We start from the raw sequence: 14,341 nt of genomic DNA, 5'->3' as shown, positions 1-14,341 counted from the left end.
GTACAGGAGTTTCCCCCCATGTCCGAAGCCGCCCAAAATATCGCCGCCCTGCGCGCCGTCATGGTCGCGGCCGAACAAGCCGCCGGCCGGCCCGCGGGCGCGGTGAACTTGGTCGCGGTGTCGAAAACCCACGATGCCGAGACGATCCGACCGTTTTTGCAGGCGGGATTGCGGGTCTTTGGTGAAAACCGGGTGCAGGAGGCCAAGGGGAAGTGGCCGGAATTGAAGCAGGAATTTCCCGATAGCGAATTACACCTGATCGGGCCGTTGCAGACCAATAAGGTGCGTGAGGCGGTGGCCCTGTTCGATGTCATCGAAACCATCGACCGCCCCAAACTGGCCCGCGCCGTCGCCGAGGAAATCGCCCGCTGCGGCCGGGCGCCGCGTTGCCTGGTCCAGGTCAATGTCGGCCGTGAGGGGCAAAAGGCCGGGATTGATCCCGATCAGGCGGTGGCCTTGGTCGAGTTGTGCCGACGCGAATACGCTTTGCCGGTCACCGGTCTGATGTGCATTCCTCCGGCCGAGGGCGACCCCGCCCCCTATTTCCGCCTGTTGGCCGATCTGGCCCACAAGCTGGGCCTCAGTGATATCAGCATGGGCATGAGTGGGGATTTTCCCACCGCCATCGCCTGTGGCGCCACCCATGTGCGGGTGGGATCAGCCCTGTTCGGGCGGCGCGACAACCACTAAACGGTCACCGGGACGGCACGACTTCAAGAGTTCAAGCAAATCGCCAAGGGCCAAGGCGACGCAGCCTTGTGTCGGCTTGCCGTCGGGGTCAGCCACATGCAGGAAGATGGCGCTGCCCAGGCCGGGAAGCGGGGGCGAATCATTGTGTCCCAGCACGACGACCACGTCGTACAGATGGTCGTCGCGCCACATTTTCTCGCATGAGCCGGGGTGCGGCAGGCGGACCGGACGATTGTAATCGGCGTGGGTGGGATCGTCGCACCAACCGTCATCGGCGTCGATGGCGCGAACGGCCAGGGCGGTATCGGGACGGCTGACCCGGTCGGGACGATAAAGCACGACGCGCAACGGCCATGCCCCTATCGGGGTGGCGCCATCGCCTTCGCGTTTGTCCTGGGACAGGCCGGCGCGGCCGAGGCGGCACTTCAGTTTTAGCCCCCCCGCGTGCAGGTGGCCATCGGCATCAACTTGGATGTCCATGGTTATTGCAAAGTCTGTATGGTGGCGGGATTTTCGGCGCGCGCGGCCAGATTGCCGGCTTTTTGGTACTTATCCAGGGCCGTGTTCATGGATTGCAGCCAATCCGACGAGCCGCCGGCGGGATTGGCGCTGGGCAGCATCGGGTGCTGAGTTCCTGGCGTCAGGCCTTGCTGCGCCATGGCCTTTTGCACGGCGATCGGGTCCGGGGTGTGGCCGGTCAGCGGGCTGCGGCCGGTGACCGGGACATTGGACCGGCTGCTGCCGCCAGAGACGGGCACGGTCACCGGCGGCGGCGCCTGTTCGGCGGCGCTGATGGTCCGGCTGGGCGGGGCCATGAAGCGGGGGGCGCTGGCGGTGTTCAGCGGCATCGGTTTGATGGACGCGACGACAGGGGTGGTGACGGCAGGGGCGGTGGCGGCGGCGGTTTGTGGGGTGACCAAGCCATCGGCGCTGAACATCATCGCCGCGGGAGTGGCGGCGGCGGCGGCGGTGGCGGCGGTCGGCGTCGGGGTTTCGGGCATGGGGATCGCCGGCAGGGCGGATTCTTCTTGCGGTGCGATCGCCGCCATCTGCTTGGGTTTGTCGGTGGTGACGGCTTGGGCGGTGGCGGGCGTGTCCGGGGATGGTGAAGCGGGCGTTTCGCTGGCGACGGCGCTGTCGCTGGCGGCATCATCCTTGAACAGGGCCATGACATGGCCGCCGATATCGTCGCCGGTTTCTTCCTCGACGATGCAGCCGATGGCCGAGGCAACCAGGCCAATGGGGCCGCCGAACAAAGCCCCGCCAGCCAGACGGGCGCCGACGCCGATCTTGTCGCCGGTCAGTTCCTGGTAAAGGGTGTTGACCACCGGAATGTGCTGCAAGGGATTGATGACGTCCAACAGATCCCAAAAGCTGGGTTCATCGTCACCTTCGCCGAACAGGGTCAGGTGCTTGGCGTCCTGCTGCTTTTGTGTCGCCGCGGTGGTGGCGTTTTCGCTGGCGAAAACCGGTGCGAACTGGTTCGGGTCGGTATATCCGGAACTGGCGGCGGCGGAAACGGACATGGTGCACCTCTGAATTGGCCGAACCTTCTATGCAGTGTCCATGCCAGTTCATAACGTGTTGTATATAAAGGATTTAGCTGATGGGTGGGGAAGGTTTGGCCGGGCATTTTCTGCCCAGGGTCTAGAACATATGGCCGCTACGCGTCGCCTTGGTCCGTAAATAGCCCTGATTGTGATCGTTGGAGGCAAAGATGTGCGGCACCCGTTCCGTCACCTGGACGCCGTGGGCGGCCAGGGCGTCGACCTTGCGCGGATTGTTGGTCAGCAGCCGCACCTGCTTGACCCCCAACAGCGCCAGCATGCGAATGGCCGGTTGATAGATGCGTTCGTCGTCGTCGAAACCCAGTTGCAGATTGGCGTCCAAGGTATCGAAGCCGCCATCTTGCAGTTCATAGGCGCGCAGCTTGTTGACCAGCCCAATGCCGCGGCCTTCCTGCGACAGATACAGCAAGATGCCGGATCCGGCCTGGCCGATTTCGGCGATGGCGCCGCGCAACTGATCGCCACAATCACAGCGCAACGAGCCCAGCAAGTCGCCGGTAAAGCATTCCGAATGCAGCCGGGTCAGTACCGGCTGGTCGCCATCGGGTTCGCCGATGATGATGGCCAGATGCTCGATGCCGCCATCGGCGGGGCGAAAGGCGGCGATGCGGGCGTTTTCCGCCCCCGACAGCGGCACTCGGGCTTGGGATACCAGACGCAGAGTGCGGGCGGCATTGAGATTATGGTCGATGACGTCGGCGGCATCGACCACCAGCACGCCTTGTAACAGCAAGGCCCCGGCCGGGGGGATGGCGACGATGGTGGCGGGCAGCAACCGCGCCACCTTGGCCAAGGTGACCGAAGCGGCGGCGGCGGTGTCATCGGCCAGCGCCGTCAAGGTCAGGGCGCTGGTATCGGGACGGCTGACGTCGCGCACCACCGGATCGGCCAGCCAGGCCGCGGCTTCCGCCGTCAGACCGGCGGCCATGTCCAGACGGATCATGCCGGCCTGGGCCGGGGCCAGGCCCAGCACCCCGACACGGCGTCCGGTCAGCACCAAAAAGGGCTTGCTGCCAGACATGGTGGTCAAATTGACCAAACTTTCCGCTGTCGCCGCTTCGGCGGCAAGCACATAGGCGATGCGCCCACCGGCGGCGCGGACGGCGACGACCGCGCCGCGACGCAGTTCCGCCACCGCACGGTCAACGGCGATCAGAGGAGCGGGGGCCGGTTGGGTTGGGCCTGGGGTGGTGTCCAGCAGCTTGGTCATGGTTCGAAAAAATCTTGGTCCACAAAGGGGCTGGCACCATAGCCCTTTTCCAGGCTGGGAAAAAGAGTTGGCGAACCGCCATTTCCGCAAAGCGGCATCTGTATTATATCTGGCACTGTTTTGCCGTACCGCAATGGACGCCCTTGTGACTTTTCGGCCCCGCATTTTGATCGTCGATGATGATTCCGCCTTGCGCCAGCTTCTGATCGAGATGCTGGACCAAGCCGGCTATGACGCCGCCGAACAGGGCGATGTTGCGGCGTTCCAGCTGGTGCTGACCAGCATCCCGCGCGCCGACCAAAACATTCCGCAGGTGATGTTGACCAAGCCGGTGCGCATGGGAAGCCTGTTGACGGCGATCGGCCAAGCCTTGACCGAGGCCTCGCCGCCGTTGCGGATTGGGCCGTGGCGGTTCGATCCGGCGGCGCGTCTGCTGGCCAAGGAGGACGGCACGGTGCGGCTGACCGACAAGGAGGTCGCGATTTTGTCGCATCTGCTGACGGCCGGCGGGGTGGTTCGCCGGGACGATTTGCTGGCGCAAATCTGGGGCTATTCGCCCGAGATCACCACCCACACCCTGGAAACGCATATCTATCGCCTGCGTCAGAAGATCGAAGCCGATCCGGCCCAGGCCCGTTTGCTGCTGACTGAAATCGGCGGCTATCGCCTGAATGGGGAATTCTGATCCATGTGCGGCATTGCCGGCAGTACCCGTGCCACTCCCGATCTGTTGCGGCGCATGGCGATGGTCATGGCCCATCGCGGCCCCGATGCCCAAGACCTCTGGTGTGAGGATGGGGTGGGGCTGGCCCATGCCCGTCTCGCCATCATCGACCTGTCGCCGGGCGGGGCGCAGCCCATGCACAGCGCATGCGGCCGCTGGGTCATTGCCTTCAACGGCGAGATTTACAATCACGCCGCCTTGCGCGCCGAGTTGGAAGCCGTGGGCGAAATGTTCGTTTCCGCCAGCGATACCGAGGTATTGCTGCGGCTGCTGATGCGCGACGGCAGGGCGTGCTTGCATAAGCTGATCGGCATGTTCGCCTTTGCTTTGTGGGACCGGCAGGACCGATCCTTGCTGCTGGTGCGCGATCGTCTGGGGGTCAAGCCGCTGGTGTGGGGGGCTTTGCCCGCTGGCGGCATCGCCTTCGCCTCGGAAATCGACACCTTGCGCTGTCAGCCGGAATTGGATTTGGGCCTGGACCGCCAGGCCTTGTCGGAATATCTCGCCTGTCTGTACGTGCCGGCGCCGCGCACGTTGCATGCGGGCATCCACAAAGTGCCGCCCGGCCAGTGGCTGGAATGGAAGGCGGGCCATATCACCACCGGCACATGGTGGAAGCCGGCCTATACCGGTGCGCGGGCCATCAGCCTGGAGGAAGCGGCGGAGGAGGTGTTGCCATTGCTCGACAGTGCCGTGCGTCTGCGCATGGTCGCCGATGTCGAGGTTGGCTGTTTTCTGTCGGGGGGGATCGATTCCTCGGTCATCGCCGCGCTGATGAGCCGGGCTGCCCAGGAAAGCGGCGCGCCGCCGGTGCGCAGCTTTACCATGACCTTTGATGAACCGGCCTATGATGAACGGGTGGCCGCGCGGGCGGTCGCCGATCATGTGGGGACCATTCACGCCGAGCTTCCCGCCCGTCCCGGCGTTACCGATTTGCTGGACGACATGGTGCGGGCCTTTGGCGAGCCCTTCGGCAATCCCACCGCGTTGTTGATTCACGACTTATCCTTGAGTGCGCGCCAGCATCTCAAGGTCGCCCTGGTCGGCGATGGCGGCGACGAAGTGTTCGCCGGCTATCCCCGCTATCAGGGCGGGCTGTTGGCGGAACGTTATCGCCGTCTGGCGCCAAAGCCGTTGCGGGGCTTGGCCGGCCTGGCGGCGCAGCTTATCCCGGAAAGCAGCGCGGGGCGGCATGGCTGGCGGCGGGCACGGGAATTCCTGAGTGCGGGCACGTTGCCGGCCGATCAGATGTATGCGTCCTGGGTGGAATATTTCGATCCCGAGGAACGGCGGCAAATGCTGGGACTGACGGGGATGCCCACTCGGCCCATCGCTGATCTTTACCGGCAATCGCCGTCCATGGCGGCGCTCGACGCCATGCAGCAAACCGATCTGGTGTCGTTCCTGCCGGGCAATCTGCTGTCTTATGGCGATGCCATGAGCATGGCGGTGGCGCTGGAATTGCGTCACCCCTTCCTTGATCATCGCTTGATCGAATGCGTCGGCACCATGGCGGCGGCCACCCGCTTTGCCGGCGGCAAAAAGGGGATTTTGAAGGCGGTGGCGCGCCGTCTGCTGCCCGCCCATATCGTCGACCGGCCCAAGCTGGGCTTTAACCCGCCCATGGGGGTGTGGCTCAAGACCGATCTCAAGACCCTGGTGGAACAGCGCCTGAACGCCGCCCGCATGGCCGCTTTGGGGCTGGAATGGGCGCCGGTCGCCCGCCTGTTGGCGGAACACCAAGGCGGGCGGCGCGATCATTCCTTGAAGGTCTGGGCGCTGCTGGTTCTGGAAGCGTGGGAGCGCGGGCAGCGGCGCTGAGACGGGTCAAGGCCTGCCGCTGCCCGGTTCCGATCAGCGGGCGGGATTACTCTTTCGGCACCATGCGGCCCAAGCGCTTGCCGCCGAAGATGTGGACATGCAGGTGTGGCACTTCCTGGCCGCCATTGGCGCCGATATTGGAAAGCAGGCGCCAGCCGTCCTCGCTGACGCCGACCATCTTGGCCACCGTGCTGACGGCGCGGAACAAGGCGGCGATTTCCGCATCGCCGGCCCTGGCGGTGAAGTCGTCCATGGAGAGGTAAGCCCCCTTGGGGATCACCAGCACATGCACCGGGGCCTGGGGGGCGATGTCGTGGAAGGCCAGGGTGTGGTCGTCCTCGTACACCTTGTTGCACGGAATCTCGCCGCGCAGGATCTTGGCGAAGACGTTGTTGTTATCGTAAGCCATGACACAACCTCGTTGGGGATGGGTTCGTTGCGGATGGGCTCATTGGGGGCGCGCGTTCTTTTCGGCGATGCCGGAAATGCCTTGGCGGCGGGCCAATTCCGCCCACACATCGGCAGGGTCGATACCGGCATCGGCCCACAGCACCAGCAGATGGTACAGCAGATCGGCACTTTCGGCGGCGATGTCGGCCGGGGTTTCCGATACGGCGGCGATGGCGGTCTCCAGGCCTTCTTCCCCCACTTTCTGGGCGATCTTCTTGCGGCCCTTGGCGAACAGCTTGGCGGTATAGCTGGTTTGGGGATCGGCGCCTTGGCGGCTTTGGATCACCTGAAACAACTGGTCGAGAACGTGGTCGGTCATTGGCGCGGCTTTTCCACCAAAACCCAAAAGTCCATCTGGGTGCGGTTATCGGATTGGGAAATCAGGGGCTCAACCATCTGTGCGCTCTCCCTCAGACCGGTCGCACCGGGATGCCGGCGGCGGCCATGTGGGCTTTGGCCTCGGCGATGGTGAAAGTGCCGAAATGGAAAATCGAGGCGGCAAGGACGGCGGTGGCGTGACCGTCGCGGATGCCTTCGACCAGATGGTCAAGGGTGCCCACCCCGCCCGAGGCGATCACCGGCACGGTGACGGCATCGGCCACGGCGCGGGTCAGCGGCAGGTTGAAACCTTGTTTGGTGCCGTCGCGGTCCATGGAGGTCAGCAGGATTTCCCCCGCGCCATATTGAACCATGCGGCGGGCCCATTGCACCGCGTCGATGCCGGTGGGGTTGCGGCCGCCATGGGTGAAGATTTCGAATTTGCCGTCGCCCACCTGCTTGGCGTCGATGGCGACAACGATGCATTGGCTGCCGAATTTTTCCGCCGCTTCGCGCACGAATTCGGGGCGATGGACGGCGGCGGTGTTGATGGATACCTTGTCGGCGCCGGCCAGCAGCAGCTTGCGGATGTCTTCGACCTGACGGATGCCGCCGCCAACGGTCAAGGGCATGAAACAGGCCTCGGCGGTGCGGCTGACCACGTCATAGATGGTGTCGCGATTGTCGACGCTGGCGGTGATGTCGAGAAAGGTCAGTTCGTCGGCGCCGGCCTTGTCATAGATTTTCGCCTGTTCGACCGGATCGCCGGCGTCAATCAAGTCAACGAAGTTGACGCCTTTGACGACGCGGCCGTCTTTCACGTCCAGGCAGGGGATGACGCGCATCTTCAACATCAAACTTACTCCGCCAGCAAGGCGATGGCCGCGGCCACGTCGATGCGGCCGTCATAGATGGCGCGGCCGGAAATCACCCCGGCGATGCCGGATGCGGCGACCGCTTTCAAGGCCCGCAGATCGTCCAGGGACGACACCCCGCCCGAAGCGATCACCGGGGTGGAAATGGCCTGGGCCAAGGCCGCCGTCGCGGCGGTATTGGGGCCGGCCAGCACGCCGTCGCGGTCGATATCGGTATAGATGATGGCGGCGACGCCGGCATCTTCGAACTTCAAGGCCAAGTCCAGCACGGTCAGGTCAGAGGTCTCGGCCCAGCCTTCCACCGCCACCTTGCCGCCCTTGGCGTCGATCCCGACGGCGATTCGGCCTGGGAAACGCTTGCAGGAATCCTTGACCAGTTGCGGATCGCGCAGCGCCACGGTGCCAAGAATGACCCGCGAAACCCCCTTGTCCAACCACATCTCGATGGTGGCCATGTCGCGGATGCCGCCGCCCAATTGCACCGGCGCGGTGACCGCGTTCAAAATGCTTTCCACCGCCGCGGCATTGACCGGCTTGCCGGCGAAGGCGCCGTTCAGGTCAACCACGTGAATCCACTGAGCGCCGGCATCGGCGAAAGCCTTGGCCTGGGCGCCGGGATCGGTGTTGAACACCGTCGCCTCTTCCATCAGGCCCAGCTTGAGGCGCACGCAATTGCCGTCTTTCAGGTCGATGGCGGGAAACAGGATCATGGTCGGCGTCTCGGCACAGGACGAAGGAAGATGCGCAACCTAGCAAGCTCGGCGTCCGGGGGCAATCATCCCGGCATGTTGAAGAAGGCGCGGATGCGCCCCAGCATCTGCCGCGCCGCGCCCTGGTCGTCGCCGATTTCCATGCTGTCCTGCCCGGCGGCCATGCGCGCCGCCGTCTGGCCTTGGCGTTCGGCCAGGATACGGCTTAGGGTTTCCGCCACCAATGGCCGCCGGTTCAGCAATTCGGCCATGGAATCCTTGCCGATTTCGGTGATCAGACTATCCATGGCCGGAATGACGGTGGCGCCGCAGGGGGCGCCGGTCAGCAGCGACATTTCGCCGAAGACGTGGCCGGGGGCGATCTGGCCGACTTGGGTATGGCTACCGTCGGCGGTGGCGACCGAAACGCAAAGCAGGCCTTCGTTCAACAAGAACAGCGATGACCCCGGCGCGCCCTGATGCAGGATCGGCTTGCCCATGGGCACCACCCGTTGTTCGGCGGTGCGGGCCAAGATGGCCAGATCGTCCTCGGACAAGGCGGAAAAAACCGGCGAGGTTTTCAGCATGCGCTCGATGGAACTGAGTTCGGCCCCCAGCGAACTGCGCATCACCCTGATTTCTTCCATGGGGACCGGCATGCGCAGCCCCGACATGTGGACATTGCGCAAGATGTTGGTGTGGACGGCGAAGCGGATGGAGCTGAGACGGCCGAAATCGGGCGCCCAGTACAGTAACCGCCAGATGACGCCACGGTCGTCATATTCGGCGATGGACACCGACGACGTGCGGTGATGGGCCGCCAGCTCGGGGATCTGTGTCACCGCCGACAGCAAGATGCGCTGGCCCTGTTGGGGGGTGACCTCAAAGGGCAGCGGGATGAGCAACTCGTCGCGGAACCAGGTGTCGGGGCGGGAATAATTGCGGAAGGTTTCGGCGGCGATGTTGCCGTTGGGAACGATGATGGTGACCTCGTCGGTGGTCAGCAGCCGCACCGCCCGCCATGTCATGTCCACCACTTTGCCAGCGACCGCGTCCACCTCGATCCAATCGCCGATGGCGAAGGGTTTTTCGATGGACAGCGCGATGCCGGCGAAGAAATCCGAGATCAGTTCGCGCACGGCAAAGCCGATGACGCCCAAGGTTACCGTCGAGGTGGCCAGCAGCGCGGTCAGCGATTGGTCAAAGACCACTGCCGCCATGGTCACCGCCAGGGTCAGCCACACCATCAGGGCGACCAGATCCATCAGCATTTTCGGCACCGGGGCGCCGCCGTTGCGCCGCGTGGCCAACGGCCAGACGATCAAGGCGAAGCCCTTGTTGATCAGCCAGCCGCCAACCATCCATTGCAGCACCACCAGCGACAGTTCCAGCTTGTCTTGCAAGCTGCCATCCAGCTTGGCGACAAAGGGGGCCTGATCCCATTGCGTCCTGGCGATGATGCTCAATGTCAGCAAGGCCAGCGGCATTCCCAGCCGCCAGACCAGCCGGGCAAGCGCTGCACCCATGCTTTTGTCCCTCTGATTTCCCACCGGGATAAGCCTCGGCCCAGGCCGGTGTAACAAAAGGGATAAAAAACAACTGTGAAGCTTCGGTTACATCAACCGGCGTTCATGACCAATCGCCTGAACGCAATCCTTCGCCGATGGCGATGGCGCGGGTGGCTTGCTTGCCTTCGATTTCCTCGATGAAGCGAGGATGAAGCCCCAGGGATTGCTTGCCGGGCCGCAAGATGGCGACGTTGACGTCTTCATGCAGCCTATCGCCGGCGGCGATGGCGCGGATGGCTTGCAGGCCACGGCGGGCAAAAGCGGCCAGTTCCTGCTCTTCCGTTCGGATATGCTTGATGCCGCTGCCCAGAACCTGCTCGGCCTCGCGGATTTTGCCGACCATCAGCGTCAGTTCGCTGGCCGTCAGGGCAAAGGGGTGATCGGGGCCGGGCAGGGCGTTGTGCAAGGTGAAATGCTTTTCGACGCAGCGCGCCCCACGGATGACGGCGGCGACCGGGGCGGTGATGGGATCACGGGAATGGTCCGACAATCCCGCCGCGCCGCCAAAGGTGTCGCGCAGCCAGTCGATGGTGGCGACGTCGATGGACGATAACGGCGCCGGATATTTGGCCGTGCATTGCAGCAGGCAGAGATCGCGGCCGCCTTGGGTTTGAAAGCGATCGACGGCCCAGGCGATATCCTCGGCGGTGGCGGCGCCGGTGGACAGCACCAGCGGCTTGCCGCCTTTCGCCGCCAGATCGATCAGACGAATATGGCTGAGTTCGTAAGAGGCGATCTTGTGCACGTCAACATGCGGGTCAATGGCCTGGAAATCGGCGGCGGAAAACCCCGTCGACATGAAGCCGATGCCGGTTTTGCGGCAATATTGGGCCAGTTCGGCCAGCATTTCGTAAGGCATGGCCAGATCGGCGAAGATATCGGCGATGTCTTCGCTGACACCGGCATCGGCGAGATAGTCGCTTTGGCCGGCATTGGCGACGTAAACGGTTTGCGGCCGGTAGGTCTGGAACTTGACGAAATCGGCCCCGGCCTCGACGGCGGCATCGATCAGGGCATGGGCCATGGCGCGGTCACGCTTGGCCGTTCCCATGCGCCAGTTCGAGCCGGCCTCGGCGATCACCCGCACCCGGCCCCGGTTCCAAAAGCCTTGGTCAGCAGAAGACGGGGTCATGGGCGATGTCTCCGGCGGTTATGGCTTCCAGCGCAGGAAATTGGCGATCACCTGCAAACCGGTGGCTTGGCTTTTTTCCGGGTGAAATTGGGTGCCGACCATGTTGTCGCGGCCGATCATGGCGGTGATCGGCCCGCCATAGGACACGCGGGCCAATTGGTGGCGCTGATCGGCGCATTGGAACCGGTAGGAATGAACGAAATAGGCGTGCGGGTTGTCGCCCAGATCGGCCAACAGCGGATGCGACCCCGGCACCCAGGCCAGTTCGTTCCAGCCCATATGCGGGACTTTCAATGCCGGATCGGAGGGGGTGATCGGCACCACCTCGCCCTTGATCCAGTCCAGACCGGCATGATTGCCGTGTTCACGCCCCAAGCTGGCCATCAATTGCATGCCGACGCAGATGCCCATGAACGGCCGGCCCTTGTCGATCACCTGTTCGGTCATCGCCGCGACCATGCCGGGCAACGCGTCCAGACCGGCCCGGCAATCGCCAAAGGCGCCGACGCCGGGCAGAACGATACGGTCGGCCTTTAGGATCCTCTCGGCATCGGCGGTGACGACGATTTCCGCCGTCAGGCCCTGTTCGGCGGCGACGCGTTCAAACGCCTTGGCGGCGGAACGCAAATTTCCCGAACCATAATCGACGATGGTCACCAACATATCAGAGCGATCCCCCCAGCACACCCTTGGTCGACGGCACCGCGTCGGCCTTGCGCGGGTCGATCTCGACGGCGTGGCGCAGGGCGCGGGCCAGGGCCTTGAAGCAGGCTTCAATGATGTGGTGGTTGTTTTCACCATACAGGCATTCGACGTGAAGCGTGGCGCCGGCGGCCTGGGCGAAGGCCTGGAACCATTCCTTGAACAATTCGGTGTCCATGTCGCCCAACCGGTCGCGGCGGAAATCCACCTTCCAGATCAGATAGGGGCGGTTGGACAAATCAATGGCGACGCGGACCAGGGTTTCATCCATGGGGATGTAAGCATGGCCATAGCGATTGATGCCCTTGCGCTCGCCCAGCGCCTTGGCCACGGCGGTGCCGATGGCGATGCCCGAATCCTCGGTGGTGTGATGGGCGTCGATGTGCAAATCGCCGTCGGCCTTGACGTCCAGGTCGATCAGGGAATGGCGCGACAATTGTTCCAGCATATGATCAAGGAAACCGATACCGGTATCCACGGTATAGGCGCCCTTGCCATCCAGATTGACGGCGATCTCGATGCTGGTTTCGTTGGTCTTGCGCGCGACGCTGGCTTTGCGCATGGATTCGCTCCTGAAAAACAGACCTTTCAGATATCAGGAATGGCCGAACCGCACCAGACTTCCCTTTTCGTCATTTCCTCCCATATGGGCTATCATCCGCTCACTTTCTTCCGCCCATGGGAAAATTCATGTCCGAAAATCACCCCTCTTGGCATGGCACCACCATCTTATCGGTGCGCAAGAACGGCCGTGTCGTCATTGCCGGCGACGGCCAGGTCTCGTTGGGACAGACGGTGATCAAGGCCAATGCCCGCAAGGTGCGTCGCATCGGCGCGCAAAACGACATTTTGGTCGGCTTTGCCGGGGCCACCGCCGACGCCTTCACGCTTTTGGAACGGCTGGAAGGCAAATTGGAAAAGCATCCCGGGCAATTGACCCGCGCCTGCGTCGAATTGGCCAAGGATTGGCGCACTGATCGTTATTTGCGCCGGTTGGAGGCGATGATGGCGGTGGCCGACAAGGAAGTGTCGCTGGTCCTCACCGGCCAGGGTGACGTCTTGGAGCCGACCGACGGCATTATCGGCATCGGCTCGGGCGGCAATTACGCCCTGGCCGCCGCCCGCGCCTTGATCGACATGGATATCGACGCCGAGGAAATCGTGCGCAAATCCATGGCGGTGGCCGCCGACATCTGCGTCTACACCAACCGTAACGTCATCATCGAAAGCCTGTGACCATGAGCGCCAGCGCCTTTTCCCCGCGTGAGATCGTTTCTGAACTGGACCGTTTCATCGTCGGCCAGAACGACGCCAAGCGCGCCGTCGCCATTGCGTTGCGCAACCGCTGGCGCCGCCAGCAATTGCCCGATTCCCTGCGCGAGGAAGTTCTGCCCAAGAACATCTTGATGATCGGCCCCACCGGCGTCGGCAAGACCGAGATCGCCCGGCGGCTGGCCCGCTTGGCTCAGGCGCCGTTCTTGAAGGTCGAGGCGACCAAGTTCACCGAAGTCGGCTATGTTGGCCGCGATGTCGAACAGATCATCCGCGATCTGGTGGAAATCGCCATCGGCATGACGCGGGAGAAGCTGCGCAAACAGGTGGTGCCCAAGGCCGAGTTGGCGGCCGAGGAACGTCTGCTTGATGTTCTGGTCGGTGAAACCGCCAGCGCCGATACGCGGCAGAAATTCCGCAAGATGCTGCGCGAAGGGGCGCTGGATGGCCGCGAGGTGGAAATCCAGGTGGCTGAAAGCGGCGGTGGCGCCGGCATGCCGACCTTTGACATTCCCGGCATGCCCGGCGGTCAGATGGGGATGATCAATCTGTCCGACATGTTGGGCAAAGCCTTTGGCGGCGGCCGCACCAAGCCGCGCAAGATGAACGTCAAGGACGCCCTGGCAGCGCTGCTATCCGAGGAATCGGACAAGCTTTTGGATCAGGATTCGGTGGTCAAGGACGCCATTTGGGCGGTGGAAAATCACGGCATCGTCTTTATCGACGAAATCGACAAGATTTGCGCCCGTTCGTCCGAACATCATGCCGGCGGCGGCGATGTCAGCCGCGAAGGGGTGCAGCGCGATCTGCTGCCGCTGATCGAAGGCACCACCGTGTCGACCAAGCACGGCAACGTCAAAACCGACCATGTCCTGTTTATCGCCAGCGGCGCCTTTCATCTGGCCAAGCCCAGCGATCTGCTGCCCGAACTTCAGGGCCGCCTACCCATCCGCGTCGAATTGCAGGCGCTGACGCGCGACGATTTCGTTCGCATCCTGACCGAGCCGGAAGCCAGTCTGATCAAGCAATACGTGGCCCTGCTGGGGACCGAAGAGGTGGTCTTGAAATTCGAGGATGGCGCCATCGACGCCATCGCCGATCTGGCGGCCGAGATCAACCGGTCGGTGGAAAATATCGGCGCCCGGCGTCTGCATACGGTGCTGGAACGGCTGCTGGAAGAGATCAGCTTTACCGCCCCGGATCAGTCGCCGGGAACCGAAATCGCCATCACCGCCGATATGGTGCGTGACCGCGTCGGCACCTTGGCGAAAAAGGCCGATCTGGCCAAGTTCATCCTTTAGCGCTGTCCCCTCGGCCCGCCA

Annotated in this window: 16 protein-coding genes; 5 read left to right on the top strand and 11 right to left on the bottom strand. The window is 63.6% G+C overall.

The annotated features are described in order from the left end of the window. The first annotated feature begins 18 nt into the window (after positions 1 to 18). Positions 19 to 690, top strand: a complete 672-nt coding sequence (locus KEC16_RS13630) for a YggS family pyridoxal phosphate-dependent enzyme (RefSeq protein ID WP_211549833.1) — start codon at positions 19 to 21, stop codon at positions 688 to 690. Here KEC16_RS13630 and KEC16_RS13625 read toward each other — a convergent pair. From KEC16_RS13625 to ribA, 3 genes are all read right to left on the bottom strand, one after another. Beyond that, a complete protein-coding gene (locus KEC16_RS13625; RefSeq protein ID WP_211549831.1) occupies positions 658 to 1,170 on the bottom strand; it encodes a L,D-transpeptidase family protein in 513 nt (170 codons plus the stop codon). The genes KEC16_RS13630 and KEC16_RS13625 overlap by 33 nt on opposite strands. Positions 1,171 to 1,172: 2 nt before the next feature. Next, complete coding sequence (locus KEC16_RS13620) at positions 1,173 to 2,216, bottom strand: hypothetical protein (protein ID WP_211549829.1); 1,044 nt, start codon at positions 2,214 to 2,216, stop codon at positions 1,173 to 1,175. A gap of 121 nt (positions 2,217 to 2,337) precedes the next feature. Beyond that, positions 2,338 to 3,468, bottom strand: coding sequence for a GTP cyclohydrolase II (ribA, locus tag KEC16_RS13615; RefSeq protein ID WP_211549827.1), 1,131 nt, complete (start codon positions 3,466 to 3,468; stop codon positions 2,338 to 2,340). A 145-nt stretch (positions 3,469 to 3,613) separates the two neighbouring features. Here ribA and KEC16_RS20135 point away from each other — a divergent pair, with 145 nt between their 5' ends. Together KEC16_RS20135 and asnB are read left to right on the top strand one after the other, a co-directional pair. Next, positions 3,614 to 4,153 carry a response regulator transcription factor gene (locus KEC16_RS20135; RefSeq protein WP_346344087.1) on the top strand — a complete coding sequence of 180 codons (540 nt, stop codon included), beginning with the start codon at positions 3,614 to 3,616 and terminating at the stop codon, positions 4,151 to 4,153. Positions 4,154 to 4,156: 3 nt separating this feature from the next. Further along, positions 4,157 to 6,013: an asparagine synthase (glutamine-hydrolyzing) gene (gene asnB, locus KEC16_RS13605; RefSeq protein ID WP_211549823.1), complete on the top strand. Its 1,857-nt coding sequence runs from the start codon at positions 4,157 to 4,159 to the stop codon at positions 6,011 to 6,013. Between the two features lie 46 nt (positions 6,014 to 6,059). Here asnB and KEC16_RS13600 read toward each other — a convergent pair whose 3' ends face one another. The 8 genes from KEC16_RS13600 to hisB form a co-directional block, all read right to left on the bottom strand. After that, on the bottom strand, positions 6,060 to 6,422 hold the full coding sequence (locus KEC16_RS13600; protein WP_211549821.1) for a histidine triad nucleotide-binding protein: 363 nt from the start codon (positions 6,420 to 6,422) through the stop codon (positions 6,060 to 6,062). 39 nt (positions 6,423 to 6,461) lie between these two features. Continuing rightward, positions 6,462 to 6,782, bottom strand: a complete 321-nt coding sequence (locus tag KEC16_RS13595; RefSeq protein ID WP_211549819.1) for a phosphoribosyl-ATP diphosphatase — start codon at positions 6,780 to 6,782, stop codon at positions 6,462 to 6,464. 91 nt (positions 6,783 to 6,873) lie between these two features. Beyond that, entirely contained in the window at positions 6,874 to 7,635 is a 762-nt protein-coding gene (hisF, locus tag KEC16_RS13590) for an imidazole glycerol phosphate synthase subunit HisF (RefSeq protein WP_211549818.1), read from the bottom strand. Positions 7,636 to 7,640: 5 nt separating this feature from the next. Continuing rightward, on the bottom strand, positions 7,641 to 8,366 hold the full coding sequence (gene hisA / locus KEC16_RS13585; RefSeq protein ID WP_211549817.1) for a 1-(5-phosphoribosyl)-5-[(5-phosphoribosylamino)methylideneamino]imidazole-4-carboxamide isomerase: 726 nt from the start codon (positions 8,364 to 8,366) through the stop codon (positions 7,641 to 7,643). 65 nt (positions 8,367 to 8,431) lie between these two features. Continuing rightward, positions 8,432 to 9,871 carry a mechanosensitive ion channel domain-containing protein gene (locus KEC16_RS13580; RefSeq protein WP_211549816.1) on the bottom strand — a complete coding sequence of 480 codons (1,440 nt, stop codon included), beginning with the start codon at positions 9,869 to 9,871 and terminating at the stop codon, positions 8,432 to 8,434. A gap of 103 nt (positions 9,872 to 9,974) precedes the next feature. Further along, positions 9,975 to 11,045 carry an N-acetylneuraminate synthase family protein gene (locus KEC16_RS13575; RefSeq protein WP_211549815.1) on the bottom strand — a complete coding sequence of 357 codons (1,071 nt, stop codon included), beginning with the start codon at positions 11,043 to 11,045 and terminating at the stop codon, positions 9,975 to 9,977. Positions 11,046 to 11,063: 18 nt separating this feature from the next. Further along, positions 11,064 to 11,708: an imidazole glycerol phosphate synthase subunit HisH gene (gene hisH, locus KEC16_RS13570; RefSeq protein WP_211549814.1), complete on the bottom strand. Its 645-nt coding sequence runs from the start codon at positions 11,706 to 11,708 to the stop codon at positions 11,064 to 11,066. 1 nt (position 11,709) lies between these two features. Beyond that, positions 11,710 to 12,309, bottom strand: a complete 600-nt coding sequence (gene hisB, locus KEC16_RS13565; RefSeq protein ID WP_211549813.1) for an imidazoleglycerol-phosphate dehydratase HisB — start codon at positions 12,307 to 12,309, stop codon at positions 11,710 to 11,712. A gap of 128 nt (positions 12,310 to 12,437) precedes the next feature. Here hisB and hslV point away from each other — a divergent pair, with 128 nt between their 5' ends. Next, positions 12,438 to 12,983: an ATP-dependent protease subunit HslV gene (gene hslV / locus KEC16_RS13560; RefSeq protein ID WP_211549812.1), complete on the top strand. Its 546-nt coding sequence runs from the start codon at positions 12,438 to 12,440 to the stop codon at positions 12,981 to 12,983. A gap of 2 nt (positions 12,984 to 12,985) precedes the next feature. Beyond that, positions 12,986 to 14,320 (top strand): ATP-dependent protease ATPase subunit HslU, encoded by a 1,335-nt coding sequence (gene hslU / locus KEC16_RS13555; protein WP_211549811.1) that lies wholly within the window; start codon positions 12,986 to 12,988, stop codon positions 14,318 to 14,320. The last annotated feature ends 21 nt before the right edge of the window (positions 14,321 to 14,341 follow it).

The organism is Magnetospirillum sulfuroxidans, from assembly GCF_018224925.1.
GTDB lineage: Bacteria > Pseudomonadota > Alphaproteobacteria > Rhodospirillales > Magnetospirillaceae > Magnetospirillum > Magnetospirillum sulfuroxidans.
The sequence above is the reverse complement of the archived record's forward strand: the minus strand, read 5'-3'. Positions and strand labels throughout refer to the sequence as shown.